Annotated in this window: 14 protein-coding genes; 3 read left to right on the top strand and 11 right to left on the bottom strand. The window is 41.6% G+C overall.

What is annotated here, in order from left to right:
• Positions 1-168: 168 nt before the first annotated feature.
• The 3 genes from acnA to PSH41_RS14360 form a co-directional block, all read right to left on the bottom strand.
• Positions 169-2,910 (bottom strand): aconitate hydratase AcnA, encoded by a 2,742-nt coding sequence (gene acnA, locus PSH41_RS14370; RefSeq protein ID WP_024031992.1) that lies wholly within the window; start codon positions 2,908-2,910, stop codon positions 169-171.
• A gap of 217 nt (positions 2,911-3,127) precedes the next feature.
• Positions 3,128-3,556: a hypothetical protein gene (locus PSH41_RS14365; protein ID WP_273589402.1), complete on the bottom strand. Its 429-nt coding sequence runs from the start codon at positions 3,554-3,556 to the stop codon at positions 3,128-3,130.
• A 107-nt stretch (positions 3,557-3,663) separates the two neighbouring features.
• A complete protein-coding gene (locus PSH41_RS14360; RefSeq protein WP_024031994.1) occupies positions 3,664-4,047 on the bottom strand; it encodes an RNA-binding S4 domain-containing protein in 384 nt (127 codons plus the stop codon).
• Between the two features lie 269 nt (positions 4,048-4,316).
• On the opposite strand from PSH41_RS14360, the gene PSH41_RS14355 reads away from it, so the two are divergent.
• Together PSH41_RS14355 and PSH41_RS14350 are read left to right on the top strand one after the other, a co-directional pair.
• Positions 4,317-4,619, top strand: coding sequence for a hypothetical protein (locus PSH41_RS14355; RefSeq protein WP_004589447.1), 303 nt, complete (start codon positions 4,317-4,319; stop codon positions 4,617-4,619).
• Between the two features lie 82 nt (positions 4,620-4,701).
• A complete protein-coding gene (locus PSH41_RS14350) occupies positions 4,702-5,367 on the top strand; it encodes a hypothetical protein (RefSeq protein ID WP_273589401.1) in 666 nt (221 codons plus the stop codon).
• Positions 5,368-5,376: 9 nt separating this feature from the next.
• Here PSH41_RS14350 and PSH41_RS14345 read toward each other — a convergent pair whose 3' ends face one another.
• The 5 genes from PSH41_RS14345 to glnA all read right to left on the bottom strand — a co-directional run bounded on the left by PSH41_RS14345 (position 5,377) and on the right by glnA (position 10,476).
• On the bottom strand, positions 5,377-5,835 hold the full coding sequence (locus PSH41_RS14345) for a cyclic nucleotide-binding domain-containing protein (protein WP_004589450.1): 459 nt from the start codon (positions 5,833-5,835) through the stop codon (positions 5,377-5,379).
• 28 nt (positions 5,836-5,863) lie between these two features.
• Entirely contained in the window at positions 5,864-7,249 is a 1,386-nt protein-coding gene (gene glnG, locus PSH41_RS14340) for a nitrogen regulation protein NR(I) (protein ID WP_126005528.1), read from the bottom strand.
• A 15-nt stretch (positions 7,250-7,264) separates the two neighbouring features.
• Positions 7,265-8,335: a nitrogen regulation protein NR(II) gene (gene glnL / locus PSH41_RS14335; RefSeq protein WP_273589400.1), complete on the bottom strand. Its 1,071-nt coding sequence runs from the start codon at positions 8,333-8,335 to the stop codon at positions 7,265-7,267.
• Positions 8,336-8,424: 89 nt separating this feature from the next.
• A complete protein-coding gene (locus tag PSH41_RS14330) occupies positions 8,425-8,937 on the bottom strand; it encodes a DUF4124 domain-containing protein (protein ID WP_273589399.1) in 513 nt (170 codons plus the stop codon).
• Positions 8,938-9,069: 132 nt separating this feature from the next.
• Positions 9,070-10,476, bottom strand: a complete 1,407-nt coding sequence (gene glnA, locus PSH41_RS14325) for a glutamate--ammonia ligase (RefSeq protein WP_024031998.1) — start codon at positions 10,474-10,476, stop codon at positions 9,070-9,072.
• Between the two features lie 507 nt (positions 10,477-10,983).
• On the opposite strand from glnA, the gene typA reads away from it, so the two are divergent.
• Complete coding sequence (gene typA / locus PSH41_RS14320; RefSeq protein WP_004589455.1) at positions 10,984-12,807, top strand: translational GTPase TypA; 1,824 nt, start codon at positions 10,984-10,986, stop codon at positions 12,805-12,807.
• Positions 12,808-13,340: 533 nt separating this feature from the next.
• Here typA and PSH41_RS14315 read toward each other — a convergent pair.
• The 3 genes from PSH41_RS14315 to PSH41_RS14305 form a co-directional block, all read right to left on the bottom strand.
• Entirely contained in the window at positions 13,341-14,072 is a 732-nt protein-coding gene (locus PSH41_RS14315; protein ID WP_273589398.1) for a CBM9 family sugar-binding protein, read from the bottom strand.
• 63 nt (positions 14,073-14,135) lie between these two features.
• Positions 14,136-15,227: an MBL fold metallo-hydrolase gene (locus PSH41_RS14310; protein WP_273589397.1), complete on the bottom strand. Its 1,092-nt coding sequence runs from the start codon at positions 15,225-15,227 to the stop codon at positions 14,136-14,138.
• Positions 15,228-15,356: 129 nt separating this feature from the next.
• A complete protein-coding gene (locus tag PSH41_RS14305) occupies positions 15,357-16,013 on the bottom strand; it encodes a DUF2959 domain-containing protein (protein ID WP_004588426.1) in 657 nt (218 codons plus the stop codon).
• Positions 16,014-16,040 lie beyond the last annotated feature (27 nt).

The raw sequence follows: 16,040 nt of genomic DNA, 5'->3' as shown, positions 1-16,040 counted from the left end.
GGGGTTTTAATCGTGCGGGGTTTGTAATTAGTGAGCTGAGTTACTGCGCCTTCGTTATGCTAAGGGCTTATAACCAGTTAAAAGCAATACCAAGTTGCAATACTCGTTAATCATTTAGCGCATAAAAAAGCCTAGCGACTGCTAGGCTTTTTAGTTTTAAGTATATGATTAGTCAAGCATGTTACGTAAAACGTATTGTAGAATACCGCCGTGCTTGTAGTAATCCCACTCTTTAGGGGTATCTATACGTACATCGGCGCTAAAGCTGACTTTTTTGCCCTCAGCATTCGTGGCAATAATGCTTACTTCATTCGTTTTGTCGTACAAACCTTCAATATCAAACTGCTCTTGGCCAGTTAAATTTAATGATTCGTGGCTCTCACCCTCTTTAAACTGTAAAGGCAGTACACCCATACCAATGAGGTTAGAGCGGTGAATACGCTCATAACTTTGTGCAACCACCGCTTTTACACCTAATAAAAGCGAGCCTTTTGCTGCCCAATCGCGTGATGAACCGGTACCGTATTCTTTACCAGCTAACACAATTAATGGTGTGTTACTCTTTTCATATTCCATTGCGGCATCGTAAATGCTGGCAAGCTTGTCATCAGGTTGGGTGCGAGTAACGCCACCTTCTGTACCTGGTGCGAGTAAGTTTTTAAGCCTAACGTTCGCAAATGTGCCTCGCATCATCACTTCGTGGTTACCACGGCGTGAACCGTACGAGTTAAACTGCGCTTTTTCTACGCCTTTTTCCTGTAAGTAAATACCGGCTGGCGCTTCAGCTTTAATGGCCCCCGCAGGAGAAATATGGTCAGTGGTTACTGAGTCGCCAAGTTTAGCTAAACAACGCGCCCCTTCAATTGTTGGCACGCCTGGTGGTTCAACGCTCATGCCCTCAAAGAATGGTGCTTTTTTAATGTAAGTTGACCCATCATCCCAATCATAGAGCTTACCATCAGGAATTTGGATTTTTTGCCAACGGCTGTCGCCTTCGTATACGTTGGCATAGCTTTTTTCGAACATTTCTCTGGTTACCGTTTTTTGTACTAGTTCGCTGACTTCGCTCACGCTTGGCCAAATATTTTTCAGGTAAATATCGTTACCGTTTTCATCTTGCGCTAAAGGTTCGTTGTATACATCTATGTCTGTACGCCCTGCAATGGCATACGCTACCACAAGTGGAGGCGAGGCTAAAAAGTTCATTTTAACGTCTTGGTGTATACGCCCTTCAAAATTACGGTTACCCGATAAAATAGAGCTTACAACTAGCTTATGCTTTTGAATAGCTTCGCTAATTTCATCTGCTAGCGGGCCTGAGTTACCTATACACGTGGTACAACCATAACCGACCAAGTTAAAGCCTAAGCTTTCTAGGTCATCCATTAGGCCTGCTTTTTCAAGGTAGTCGGTTACCACTTGCGAACCAGGTGCAAGCGATGTTTTAACCCACGGTTTTACATTAATACCCAGCTGTTTAGCTTTTTGAGCCACTAAGCCTGCGGCTAAAATAACACTGGGGTTAGAGGTATTTGTACAGCTTGTAATAGCGGCAATAACACAGGCGCCATCGTTTAGTTCAAATTCTTGGCCTTTAAACTTCACTTTGGCTGCACCCATAAACTGCGCTTCGTCTACCGGTTCATCTGGGTTGGTTGTTGGGCCTTCACTTTCAATGCGCGCTTCTTCAATATCGCTTTTATCACGACGAGCCATACGCTCATCTTGGAAACCTTTTAGGTGCTGGCCTATCACATCACCGGCTTTATCAAGTGTAATTCTGTCTTGTGGGCGTTTAGGACCTGCAAGGCTAGGTACTACATCGTCTAATTTAAGCTCAAGGGTGTCTGTGTAATGCGCTTCGTCGCCTTCATGGCGCCATAAGCCTTGGTGTTTAGCGTAGTCTTCAATCAGTTTGAGATGATCTTCATCGCGGTTCGTTAAACGCAGGTAGTTAATTGTTTCATCATCAATGGGGAAAATACCACATGTTGCACCGTACTCTGGCGCCATGTTGGCAATGGTTGCTCTATCGGCTAGCGGTAAATCAGCTAGGCCGTCACCATAAAACTCAACAAATTTACCCACTACGCCGTGATTACGTAGCATTTCGGTAACGGTGAGCACTAAATCGGTAGCTGTGGTGCCCTCGGGTAAGCGGCCATTTAATTTAAAGCCCACTACCTGAGGAATAAGCAAGCTAATTGGCTGCCCAAGCATGGCTGCTTCGGCTTCAATACCACCTACGCCCCAGCCTAGCACACCTAAACCATTAATCATGGTGGTGTGCGAATCAGTCCCTACAAGGGTGTCTGGGTAGGCTATTGATTTTCCGTTTTCACTGTCGTTAAAAACAACACGCGCTAAAAACTCTAAGTTTACTTGGTGCACAATACCTGTAGCTGGTGGTACTACTTTTAAATTATCAAAAGCAGTTTGCCCCCAGCGTAAAAATTCGTAGCGTTCTTTATTTCGTTCGTATTCTAGCTTGGCGTTTAAATCAAACGCACCGTCGTCACCATAGCCATCTACTTGCACTGAGTGGTCAATTACAAGTTCAGCAGGAGAAAGCGGGTTTATTTTTGCAGGATCGCCACCTAGCTTTTCCATTGCATCACGCATGGCAGCTAAATCAACAATGGCGGGAACACCTGTAAAGTCTTGCATTACAACACGTGCCGGCGTAAAGGCCACCTCAGCTGAGGGCTTTGCTTTAGGGTCCCAGTCAAGAAGGGCTTGAATATCTTGTTCTTTAATATTTACGCCATCTTCATTGCGTAATAGGTTTTCTAGTAATACTTTGAGAGAAAAGGGCAATCGCTTTGCTTTATCGCCTAATCCTTTAAGTGAGTGAATATGGTATTGCTCGCCATTAATCGTTAATTGTTGTTGGGTGTCGAAACTATTCATTTTTTGCCCCTTTGATAGTTAGGATTATGTCCTTGATAAAATAACGTGTTTATTTGCCAATAGTTTGCAAAGTGCATACCAGAGATAATAAATATGACAAATCAGGCTAAAAAGCAGGTAGCGCAATGCATGTTTTTTAGACAGTAATAAGTATAGAAGTGCTACCTAAAATTGTTTTTTCAAGTAGCAAATAATGAGTTTACAAAAGGGGGGGAGGCTAGTTCAACCAACCTTGTTGTTTGCTTTTTATGCTTAAATATAAAAGCAAAAACGCAATAACAATCACTAAAATAGGCATAAACACCGCGCTTATCCCCAGTATTTTAATGCTATTTATCACAATGAAATTATAAAATTGCTGAATAAATATCGCTACCAACGATAACGCAAAGGTAGGCGTTGCAAATGCATTTTTGGCCAATAGTAGTATGCAGCCAAGGGTGCCACCAAATACCGCTACAGCAAATGCAATGGTAGACCACAAAGGCACGTTTGAATATGCAGCTTGTTGATCTAGCGGAAGTTTACTTATCATCTCGGGGGTCATCATAAGGTGCATTATAAATGCAAACACACCTAATAAATTCCAGATAAGTGCTGCCCACAGGGCGGGTTTAAACCAATTGGGTGTGGCTGAGGTTGTCATATTATTACCTTGTTTTTATTGTATTTTACGAGGTAATTAAAGAGCAAAAAGGCTAACTGTTCAAGCTAGCCTATACATATAATAAAAACGGCACAAAGCGCTAAGGGCTAGCCAAATGAGATAGGGCGGCGCCCTGTATTTTCATCAACCTTTGGCTTTTTAGTGCGCTTTCTTTTATTTTTTGCCGGCTTTTGAGCTGTTTCATTAGGTGTTTTTTCTGGCTGCGGCTGGGTTGTTGCCACTGGGCGCTCTACAGGAGTCGCATCTTCACTTAAAGTGAGTTGAAAAAGCTCGCCATCAAATTCAAGTACATCGCCACTGTATAATTTTTTCCGTTTTATTGTACATATTTCATGGTTAACCCCAACATAGCCTTGCGCTATTAGGTTTTTAGCTTGGCCGCCACCTTCTACTAAATCGAGTACTTTTAGTAATTTACAAAGCTCTATAGGTTCTTCTTCAAGTTCAATTTCAATGTATTCTTCTGACATGGTTATCTCTGTTGGTGGCGCATAAGCAGCAAGTATAAAGGCTTGCACTGTTTTTTGCACCTAGCAAGCTCGCCCGAGTGGGATAAAAAAGAGTGATAAATATAAAACTTTTTTCAACTTTAAAAAAACTGCAGCATTTGATGCGTATGCTCTAGCAAAAATTTGGTGTGCTATTTGCTATTGCTTTGGCAAATAAAAAATCGTACCTAAAACATGGTAATTATTTCACCGTTTTAATTGTTTAGGTCTGCATATAATTGGAGCAGTAAATGGGCATAAGATTAGCAATGAAAAAAGAGCTAATGGGCTTAGATAATTCAGATATGCTGACAGCAGATGATGTAAGAGCTCACTTAGCTAACTCGGTAAAAACACAAAAAGAGCAAGATGAACGCGGCTTTTCGGTTATTTCTAAGTTTAACGATACGCACAGTCGGCTAATTAGTGGCGATCCACTTAAAAAATCAAAACTGGAATTTGAACGCCATCGCTTATTTAACGAAGTTTTATATACGCGCCAAAGTGTAGATGCCTGGTTAGACAGCCAAACAAATTATACCAACGTACAATAATACTTAATTAAGCACATGAGTATTAATTTGCTATAGATAGCTACCTCCAATAGACTACATTTGTAATCATTGGAGGGACGCTATGAAAAATGGCATTTTAATCTGTATGTGGGCGCTATTATTAACTGCGTGCCAACAACCTACCGTTTATGTTTTTAGTGAAAACTTGCAAGAGGAGCAGCGCAAGCAGCTCGATGCTGCGCTAAAAGCACAATCGCTTCCTTATGAATACGTAGCGCTGGCAATTCCATCTAACTTTGGTGAGGCTACATTACTCTTATCAAGCGATAAAATTTACCCAAAAGAAACTGAGCAGTTAGCTATTATTATGCAAGAGCTAGGTTATCAGCCCGAAATTAACTACACGACACGATCAAATCATTTTTATGGTGATGGCAATATAGGCTTTTATTTAAAGAGCACTGATGGAAAAGACGCTTTTACTATGCCGTCTCGGCTAAGAACAACCCAATGCAGCGAAGACAAGTACAATGACTTAGCGGTTAGATTTTCAAATGAACACGCTGACTTTACCTTACCCAGTGGCGCTGTTGTAAGGTTAGGTTGGGAGTTTTTATATGGTTATGTTGTTATTTATTATAAAACCTACTCGCAAACATATAGCCACTCACAGCCGCTTGTAGCAACGCCCTTTGGCGCTAAGCCATCCGATACGTATACATTTACGGCGCATGTTAATCACCCCAGCTGGCTTGATTGCTCACTACAAATTGTTTATATGAACTGAGGGATAGAGTTAACCGTGGGTTTCTATGTGCTCACTCAGCTTTGCAATGCGCAGGCTCATACCTTCTATGATTCTATCTTTAATTTTTTCGCGTATTACATTAGGCAAGCGAGTAAGTGCCTCTGGGGTAATGGCAAGTACTATGGTGTCGGTTTTAGCGCGAGCGCTCGTACTGCGCTCGCGGTTATTAATAAATGCACCTTCACCGATAAACTCACCGGGCTCTATAGTGCCAAGCTCCAGCAAGTGGTTATGTTTAAAAACAAGTAAAGCACCACTTAATACAATGTATAAGCGTTTGTCGTTATCGTATTGTTTAAATAAAAACTGATGCTGGTTAACTAAATACAATAACCCAAACGACTCTAGTAGCACTTGGCGTTCAGCAAGGGTGAAGTCTTTAAAAAAGTGCAATCTATTCACTATTTCCATTTGTTTAAACAATGGAATGTGTTCTATTAATTTCATCCTAGGACCAACGAGTAACGGTTAGAAACTAGTTAATATTGCGCTCTTTTAATTTGCGGGTCAACGTGTTGCGCCCCCAGCCAATTTTTATGGCTGCATCTTGTTTATGGCCAGAGCAATTAGCCAGTGCTGTTTTTATAAGGCGAGTTTCAAGCTGAGCTTGAATATCAGGCCAAATGTTTTCTTTACCTTGCTTAAGCTCTTGATTGAGCCATTGCTGGAACGCATCAAGCCAATCACCTTCTTGTTGAACAGGCGCTGCATCAATGATCTCTGGTGGTAGGTCTTGCTCACTTACTAATTCACCAGGGGCCATAACGGTCAACCAGCGACAGGTGTTTTCGAGTTGGCGAACATTACCAGGCCAGCTAAATAGCCTAAGCTGCTCTGTGGCTTTTGGGCTTAGCACTTTACTTTCTACTTGCAGGTCTTTTGCGCTTTTGTGTAAAAAGTGCTGCGCTAGGCGCTCAATGTCTTCTGTTCTTTCTCTAAGAGCCGGTAAACGAAGGCGCACAACGTTTAAACGATGAAATAAATCGTCCCTAAATTTACCCTGTTTTACTAAATCTTCTAAATTTTGATGCGTTGCAGCAATAATGCGTACATCAACTTTAATACTTTGGTGCCCGCCCACACGGTAAAATTCACCATCGGCGAGTACACGTAATAAACGTGTTTGCACATCCAGTGGCATATCGCCAATTTCATCTAAAAACAGAGTGCCGCCATTGGCTTGTTCAAAGCGGCCTTTACGAACGCTATCGGCACCAGTAAATGCGCCTTTTTCGTGGCCAAATAGCTCAGACTCCACAAGCTCTTTTGGAATAGCGGCCATGTTTAATGCAATAAACTGGTTTTCTTTACGTGGGCTATGGTTATGCAAAGCGCTGGCAACAAGCTCTTTACCTGTGCCAGACTCACCATTAATTAGTACGCTCATACTTGAAGCCGACAGTTTACCTATCGCTCTAAACACTTCCTGCATCGCAGGGGCTTCGCCAATAATGTGCGCGCTTTTAGGTGGAACTTGTTTACGCTTAGTCTTTTTAGTTGAGTTTGCTCTACAGGCACTTTCGATTAATGCTACGGCTTCGTTTAAATCAAATGGCTTGGCTAAGTACTCAAACGCGCCTTTTTGAAATGCGTTAACCGCTGAGTCTAAATCTGAGTGGGCGGTCATTATAATAACCGGCAGCCCAGGGTTTTGCTCAGCTATGAGTTCAAGCAATGCCATGCCGTCCATGCCAGGCATCCGTACGTCAGATACCAACACGGTTGGTTGGCTAAATTTTAGCGCGCTTAACACGTCTTGCGCATTTGCAAAGCTTTCTGCTTCAAACCCTGCGCGTGTCAGCGCTTTTTCTAATACAAAGCGAATTGATGCGTCATCATCTACAAGCCAAACTGTTTTCATGCCAACTCCAAAACATTAATCTGCAAAAGGCAGATAGATATTAAATTCAGTATGGCCAGGCCAGCTATCGCAGTCTATATAACCGTCGTGCTGATCTATGAGCGTTTGTGCGATTGAAAGCCCTAGCCCTGAGCCACCTTCTTTGTTGGTGATCATCGGGTAAAACAATGTTTCGCGAACGCTAGGGTCTATGCCTGGTCCATTATCAGAAACCTGGATCAACAAGGCTTTTTTAGGGGCTTTTCCGGGGCGGCGATACTGATGATTAATGCGGGTTTTTATTTTTATTTCACCGCCATCAACTAACGCCTGTTGAGCATTGCGTACAATATTAAGTACAACTTGCTGAACCTTGCCTTGGTCAATAAACACATCAGGGATACTTGGGTCGTAATCTTTAACTAGACTAATATTTTTACAATTATCTAATGTGCTTAATTTAACAACCGACTCAAGTGTTTGATGAATATTGCCATACGACTTTTGCGGAAGCTGATTTGGCCCAAGTAGCCTATCAACTAATTCGCGTAATCGGTCGGCTTGCTCAATTATAAGCTCAGCGCATTCGTCCCTTTCTTGTTGATCTACCTCATACTGCAATAACTGCGCCGCTCCGCGTATTCCCCCTAAAGGATTTTTAATTTCGTGGGCAAGCCCTCTAATTAAATTTCGTGCAGCTTGATATTGATGCATTTGGTTAGAGGCTTTGTCGTGTTTTATTTCTTCATCGGTTTTACGACACTCAAGTAAAATATAGCGTTCGTTTTTAAACTTAACTTGGCGCGATGTAATAGCTATTTTTGCATGGCGAGAATCTATAAAGACCACGTCAGCTCTGTGCTGGCTGCAATCTACACCATCAACAAGTGAGTACTGGGCTATGCGCTCTAAATCCACAGAATGGTAATTAAATAAGCTGTTAAAGGTTTGCCCAATAATGCGCTTTTTACCCAAGCCGAGTAGTTCGCTGGTGCTGGTGTTGGCATAAACAAGGGTAAAATTTTTATCAAGTAACATGACCGATGTAGTTTGATTTTGCCAAATGGCATTGAGAAGTTCAGGGCTAAAATTTTGTTCGTTTGACATCTTTGCACCACTTTAGTGCGTTAATATTTGCAAGCAAGTTTTAATCAGTAAATACTGCTGCGCTAATTTTGCTTCATGAGACATTGTACTTAGTTTACAGCCTTTCTTTGCATCACAAAGGTACTGGGCTGACTGATAGCAATGGCTTGATTTTGTTTATTATAAAGTTTGAGATACAAAGTATGAGCTCCGTTTTCTACATCCCGTATGGCAAACGTTGATAAATCGCTTGCGGGCCCATAAGCGTTACCGTTTAAAAATAGCTGTATGGTAAAGCCAGCTTCAAAACGGGGTGTTATGCGGCTTGTTACGTACACCGAGCCGGTGTTTTCGCGTACGGTTTGGTTATGTGTAGGCGACGATATCATAATTTGAAAACGGTTAGGGTGCGTTGGTTGTGGTGAACCAGGGATGTGTTTATCGGTCTCAGACAGGGTAAGATCTTGGCTGCTTAGTTTTATTTCGTGCGCGCCACTACGTGGTGTATCTGAGAACACTAAAACACCATTTTTATCTTTCCAAGCATAAATTTTCTTATTGCCTGCATAACTATAAATGCTTAATCCTAAAGCAAAAAATAGTAATAATATCCTGTAATTCACATTGCTACCCTGCATATTTTGTAATTACATAACTTTAGTGGAGATAACCCTAATTTACCATAAAAAAAAGCCCGCTAAGCGGGCTTGAGAACACACATTTATTATCTTATCGATAATTTTGTCTACGGCGTATTAAACGCTGTAGTACATTTCAAACTCAACTGGGTGAGTTGTCATGTTAAGTTTTTCAACTTCTTGAGATTTAAGTGCAATGTATGCATCGATTAAATCATCAGTAAATACGCCACCTTGTGTTAAGAATTCACGGTCAGCACTAAGTGCTTCTAGCGCTTCATCTAGTGAAGATGCAACTTGTGGAATTTCTGCTGCTTCTTCTGCTGGTAGGTCGTATAAATCCTTGTCCATAGCATCGCCAGGGTGGATCTTGTTTTTGATACCGTCAAGGCCAGCCATAAGCATTGCAGAGAAAGCAAGGTATGGGTTAGCAGTTGGATCTGGGAAGCGTACTTCGATACGACGACCTTTTTCAGATGGTACAACTGGGATACGGATTGATGCAGAACGGTTACGTGCAGAGTATGCAAGCATTACCGGTGCTTCAAAACCTGGTACTAAACGTTTGTACGAGTTAGTTGAGGCATTTGCAAACGCATTGATTGCTTTAGCGTGCTTAATAATACCGCCAATGTAGTAAAGTGCATCTTCAGAAAGACCACCGTACTTATCACCAGCAAAAAGGTTAACACCGTCTTTTGCTAAAGATTGGTGACAGTGCATACCAGAGCCGTTATCGCCTACAACAGGCTTAGGCATAAATGTGGCCGTTTTTCCGTAAAGGTGAGCCATGTTATGAATAACATATTTCATCTCTTGGATTTCATCAGCTTTTAATACCATTGTATTAAAGCGAGTTGCGATTTCGTTTTGACCCGCTGTTGCAACTTCGTGGTGATGTGCTTCTACTACTTGGCCTAGTTCTTCAAGTACTAAACAAGTAGCTGAACGCCAATCTTGTGAAGAGTCAACTGGTGAACATGGGAAGTAACCACCTTTAACACCTGGGCGATGACCTGTGTTACCACCTTCGTAGTCTTTATCTGAGTTCCATGCTGCTTCAACAGCATCAATTTTGTACATAGAACCTGACATATCTGACTTGTATTTAACATCATCAAATAGGAAGAATTCTGGCTCAGGGCCAAATAAAACTGTATCAGCGATACCGGTAGATTTCATGTACTCTTCAGCGCGTTTAGCAACTGAACGAGGGTCACGCTCGTAACCTTGTAGTGTAGATGGCTCTACAACATCACAACGTACGATTAGCGTAGCTTCTTCTGTGAATGGGTCTAATTTTACTGAATCAGCTACTGGCATAAGTACCATGTCTGATTCGTTAATGCCTTTCCAACCTGCAATTGAAGAGCCGTCGAACATTTTGCCGTCTTCAAAAAAATCTTCATCTACTTGGTGATGAGGAATAGAAACATGTTGTTCTTTACCTCTAGTATCAGTAAAGCGTAAATCAATGAACTTAACGTCATTTTCTTTAATAAAATCTAAAACCGATTGTGACATGTGTCCTCCAACTGTTGGGTTTTATTATTGCTGCATTAAATGCTTTGGTTTTTTAGTAAGCCGATTTTATGCCATTATTTTAACTTGCTGTTTATTAAGTTAAAAATTATGGTTGCACAAAAGTGGTCACGCGCTTTGCACTTTTATGGTGCGTAAAATATCCACATTGGTGCAAAAATTTCACGCTCGATTCTGCACGTATTTTAATCACCTAAATCAGCTTAACTTAAATAGTAAATAGTGCCAAAGCAATCAACAAATTAGCTAAAAAACGACAATTTATGTAATTTGTCGAAATTTATTTCATATAATTGTCATATAAAAAACAGATACTTAGTAAAAGTATTAAGAAAGTTTTTAAAATTGTATTGGATAAACTTTCATCCATGTCATTAATGAGGGATAATATGCGCCCTTTTAAATCCTATGCTGGGACATCTGGTGAAAACGCAGATGAGTGCGTAGATCTTGCAGGATCAATGAGAATAAACTTCTCTGAGTAAAAATATGAGCATCGAACAGTTAAGAAATATAGCGATTATCGCGCACGTTGACCACGGTAAAACGACATTGGTTGACAAACTACTTGAGCAATCAGGTACATTAGAAACACGCGGCGGTAACGAAGAGCGTGTGATGGACTCAAACGACATTGAGAAAGAACGTGGTATTACCATTTTGGCTAAAAACACAGCCATTTCTTGGAAAGACTACCATATCAATATCGTAGATACCCCGGGACACGCCGATTTTGGTGGTGAAGTTGAACGCGTACTTTCGATGGCTGACTCAGTATTATTACTTGTTGATGCTCAAGAAGGTCCAATGCCGCAAACGCGTTTCGTAACGCAAAAAGCATTCGCGCAAGGCTTAAAGCCAATTGTTGTTATCAACAAAATCGACAAGCCAGGTGCACGTCCTGATTGGGTTATGGATCAAATCTTTGATTTATTCGACAACCTTGGTGCAACTGACGAACAGCTAGACTTTAAAGTAATCTACGCTTCAGCAATCAACGGTTGGGCTACACTAGATTTAGACGAGCCGTCTGACAACATGGAACCTATGTTCCAAATGATCGTTGACGAAGTATCACCACCGGATGCAGATCCTGAAGGTGACTTCCAAATGCAGATTTCTCAGCTTGATTACAACTCTTATAAAGGTGTAATCGGTATCGGCCGTATCAAACGTGGTTCTGTTGTGCCTAACCAGCAAGTAACGATTGTTAGTGCTGATGGCTCTACGCGTAACGGCAAAATTGGTTCAGTACAAAGCTACCTAGGTCTTGAGCGTATCGAAACAGATAAAGCTTACGCTGGTAACATTGTAACGGTAACAGGTCTTGGCGAGCTTAAGATTTCAGATACTGTTTGTTGCCCTAACAACGTTGAAGCATTACCACCACTAAGTGTTGATGAGCCAACAGTAACAATGACGTTCTCTGTAAATAACTCTCCTTTCTGTGGTAAAGAAGGTAAGTTTGTAACATCACGTAATATTCGTGAGCGTTTAGACAAAGAATTAGTACATAACGTTGCACTTCGTGTTGCAGATACTGACAACCCAGATAGCTTCCGCGTATCGGGCCGTGGTGAATTACACCTTGGTATCTTAATTGAAAACATGCGCCGTGAAGGTTATGAGCTAGCTGTATCTCGTCCAGAAGTAATCTTGCGTACTGTTGATGGCGTATTAGAAGAACCGTACGAAACACTAACAATTGACTGTGAAGAAGAGCATCAAGGTTCTATCATGGAGCAAATTGGTCTTCGTAAAGGTGAACTTACTGATATGGCACCAGATGGTAAGGGCCGTATGCGTTTAGACTTTATGATCCCAAGCCGTGGCTTAATCGGTTTCCAAACTGAGTTCATGACGTTAACTTCAGGTTCTGGTTTACTTTACCATACATTCGATCACTACGGTCCGCACAAAGGTGGCGAGCTAGGTGTTCGTAAGAACGGCGTAATGATTGCAAATGCTACAGGTAAAGCACTTACTAACGCATTATTTAACTTACAAGAGCGTGGTAAATTATTCATCGGTCACGGTGTTGAAGTTTACGAAGGTATGGTTATCGGTATTCATAGCCGCGATAACGACCTTACAGTTAACGCACTTAAAGGTAAGCAACTTACTAACGTTCGTGCATCTGGTACAGATGAAGCACAAACATTGACGCCACCATTGAACTACACACTTGAGCAAGCGCTTGAGTTCATCGATGATGACGAGTTAGTAGAAGTAACACCTGAGAACATTCGTATTCGTAAGCGTCACTTAACTGAAAGTGAGCGTAAGCGTGCGGGTCGTGCTCCAAAATCATAATCTATTAATTTAGAGTAATGGTTTAAAAGCCGCTGTATTGCAAAATACAGCGGCTTTTTTGTGGGTTAAAACAAGAGTTGTCAGCTATAAGTTATCAGCGGTCAGTTTAGAACGGCGCAGCTAAATAGGCTGGTTTAAGCTGAAAGTCAGTAGGCTATATAAATCTGCAACAATGCATAGTGGTAGTGCGTGTTGGTAGGGTGCTTTTTCGTTGGGTTTCGCTGCGCTCAATCCAACCTACGTCTCAACTATTTATTAGTGGTTACTTTTTGGAAGTAGAGCGGCTTTTCCAAATACGTCTGTGTTTATAGTTCGTTCTATAGTGAAACTGCAGCAATGTATTTATCTCTAAAAGCGCAGCGCCTCTTATCCTCTTTGTGAATAATTCACTTAAAAAATATTTGCACAAAGAGAAGTAAAAGAGTCAAAGCTTAATCAATCGATAATGCAAAGCATCTGTCATTGTTGGTAGGGTATTTTTTCGTTGGGTTTCGCTACGCTCAACCCAACGTTTTCAATTATTTTATTGGTAGTTACTTACTTTTTGGTAGCAGGGTGATTTTGCCAAATACATCTGCGTCTATAAAACCACGGTTTCTGTCGCCATTGACTGGCTGTACTTCGTGCGAACCCATAAAGTGTTCGCGTACTTTGCTGCCATCGTTATCGCAATACGCGAGCATAAAACCAATGACTTGTTTTTCATTAAGCGTAATGGGCGTGTTTACAGCGCCTTCTTGGTAATCGTTAGGGTAGAGCTTTATAGCAACTTCCCAGGTGATGTTATAAGGGGCTTGGGTATTACGCTTCCAGTTACTTGTTAAGTGGTCGGTGTATAAATGGGCTTTTTTATCGGGGCCGTAATCGGCGGCTTGGTTATCAAGGCCAATATGGTATGCCAACGCGGTATGGTTAAACTGGTGAATACCACCTGAGGCGTCGCTATCGATAAAAATTTCCAGCGCATCGTCATCCCAATATTTTACGGTCGGGTCTGGGTGCGTATCAATAAGTACATCGTCAGTTATATCAGCTTGTAAATACAGGTAGTTTTTATCCCACAGCAGGCGGTAGCGGCCTTTAAAGTCGGCATCTGATGAGGGCAAGGTGCCATCCATTAAATGCGGCATATTATGCCACGTTGCTTTATCCCATGCGCTTTCAGATACGCCATCAATAGTAATAGGGGTCGATGTGTGCGCTACATCAATGGCCATTACTGGGGCGCTTAATAAACAGCTTAAAGCTAATGCGTGTTTTTTCATTAATTTCTCAATGTTAATATGTATTTAGATATTACAATCATCCTAAAACAGTTCAGCTATGAGTTACAGTGAAATACTTTCGCCTTCGTTTAAAATATATAAAGGTGTGGTTGAAGCCATTTTATTGTGCATATAAAGCAACCTTAACAGTGCTGAATGGCTTGTCCGGTCGCCCATTTTCCAGCTTGAGTTACCATAGCCCCACGGTATCATTACTTTACAGTTAAGGTCACTAGCTGCATTTACAGCATCCTCTGGTGTGGTGTGTACATAACGATACCAAGTAGGGCTATCTTCACTGTAATACGAGGCTATGGGCAGTAGGCATATGTCTATATCGCCATACTTTTGCTGAATGTCTTTAAAGTGTTTTGAGTAGCCGGTATCGCCTGCAAAAAACACGGTACTGCCGTTTTGCTCAAGCAACCAGCCATTCCATAGGTCTTTATCGTTATCTTCGTAAATAAAGGGCACCAATACGCGGCTACTAAAGTGGTGCGCTGGTAGGGCATGAATCGTTAAATCATCAAGCTGTGTTTTTGCATACCAGGCCATTTCGCTAATGTTATAGCCACCAGTAGGGAAGTTGTCGGCCATACCTAATGGCGTTAAGTAGCGAGGTTGATTACCAAGCTCTTCTATATCGGCTTTATTAAAGTGATCGTAATGAATATGCGAGTACATCACTGCACTTAAGTTTTTAAGCTCGTTTTGTGTAAGCCAATCGCCGGGTTGCCTGTAAAACCCTGAGGCTAACCTAAAGGCTAAATCAACAGGTGAGTCGAACTGCTCTTTTACAGGATCAAATAGCACGTGTTGTCCGTTAGGTGTGCGGATCATAAACCCAGCGTGCCCTAACCAGCGCACGGTAAAGCCCGTATTTAAATTAATTGGCTTTTGCTCAGCAATAAATTGGCAATCTTCAGCGTCTTGTTTGCATTGTAATTTAGGGCTTGGCGGGTAGCAGCCGGTTTCGCAGGTGGTGGGGTAGGTTTTTTTGCCAGGGTAGAGGTTATAAAAGCGTCCTTTTCGCTCGCCTGTTTGATGCTGCGGGGTAAGCGTGCTTTCCCCTGCAATCACCTCAATGCGATTAGTAGTTTCGCAAGCGCTAAGCAATCCACAAATAAATACAAGGCTGGTGGTTTTTAGTTTCATTGTTGCTATCTATTATTATTTTCATAAAAGTATAACAACATCAAAAGATTAACAAATAGTTCAAAGGTAACAAAACGTAACAACAAAAAAGCCTGCAATGTGCAGGCTTTGTTAGGCAGATTTAATTGATTAGCCAGCGCTATTCATTTGCTCTATAAACTTGTTTGAATCGGCAATTGATTTATTCATGTCGTTCATCAGTACTTGAATATCACGCTTTAAATTAGTGAATTCGCCTTTAATAGCGGCAACCGCTTGTGCGTTTAAGTTATGCTTTAGGTACAGTACGTTATCTTGTAAAGACGATAGCACTGGTTCCATTTTGCTTTCTGCACTGCGCATAGAGCGAAGTAACTGGCTAAATTGGCGTTGTGTAGCCGCTAGCTTTTTACTGCTTTCGCGCTTAAGCGACGCGCTTTTGTATTGCTCAAGCTCATCGCTCCATTCATCAAATAAAGCTTCTGCTACATCTTCAACTTTATTAATATTGCTCGACACTTCATTAGCGGCTGCTAAGCTCGACTCATAATCGTCATTAAGTTGATTGTAGGCATCTTGTAACTCGCCGCCATCAAAATTAATTAAAGTTGTTAGGCGCTCAAGTGCTGATTGAAATTCTTCTTGCGACTCTTCTTGTGAATCTTTGGTTTCTTCTACGCGGTCAATAAGAATGTCGCGCTTATGTACACCTACTTTTTCCATTGCAGAATAATAAGCCGACTGACAGCCCGATAAAGTAAGCGTAATGGCCAGTACCGAGGCGCTAAGTAATGTTTGTTTTTTCATTTGGATCCCTATTTACCAGTAAGTGCT

The sequence above is a fragment of the Pseudoalteromonas sp. CST2 genome (genome assembly GCF_028599385.1).
Lineage (GTDB): Bacteria > Pseudomonadota > Gammaproteobacteria > Enterobacterales > Alteromonadaceae > Pseudoalteromonas > Pseudoalteromonas atlantica.
The sequence above is the reverse complement of the archived record's forward strand: the minus strand, read 5'-3'. Positions and strand labels throughout refer to the sequence as shown.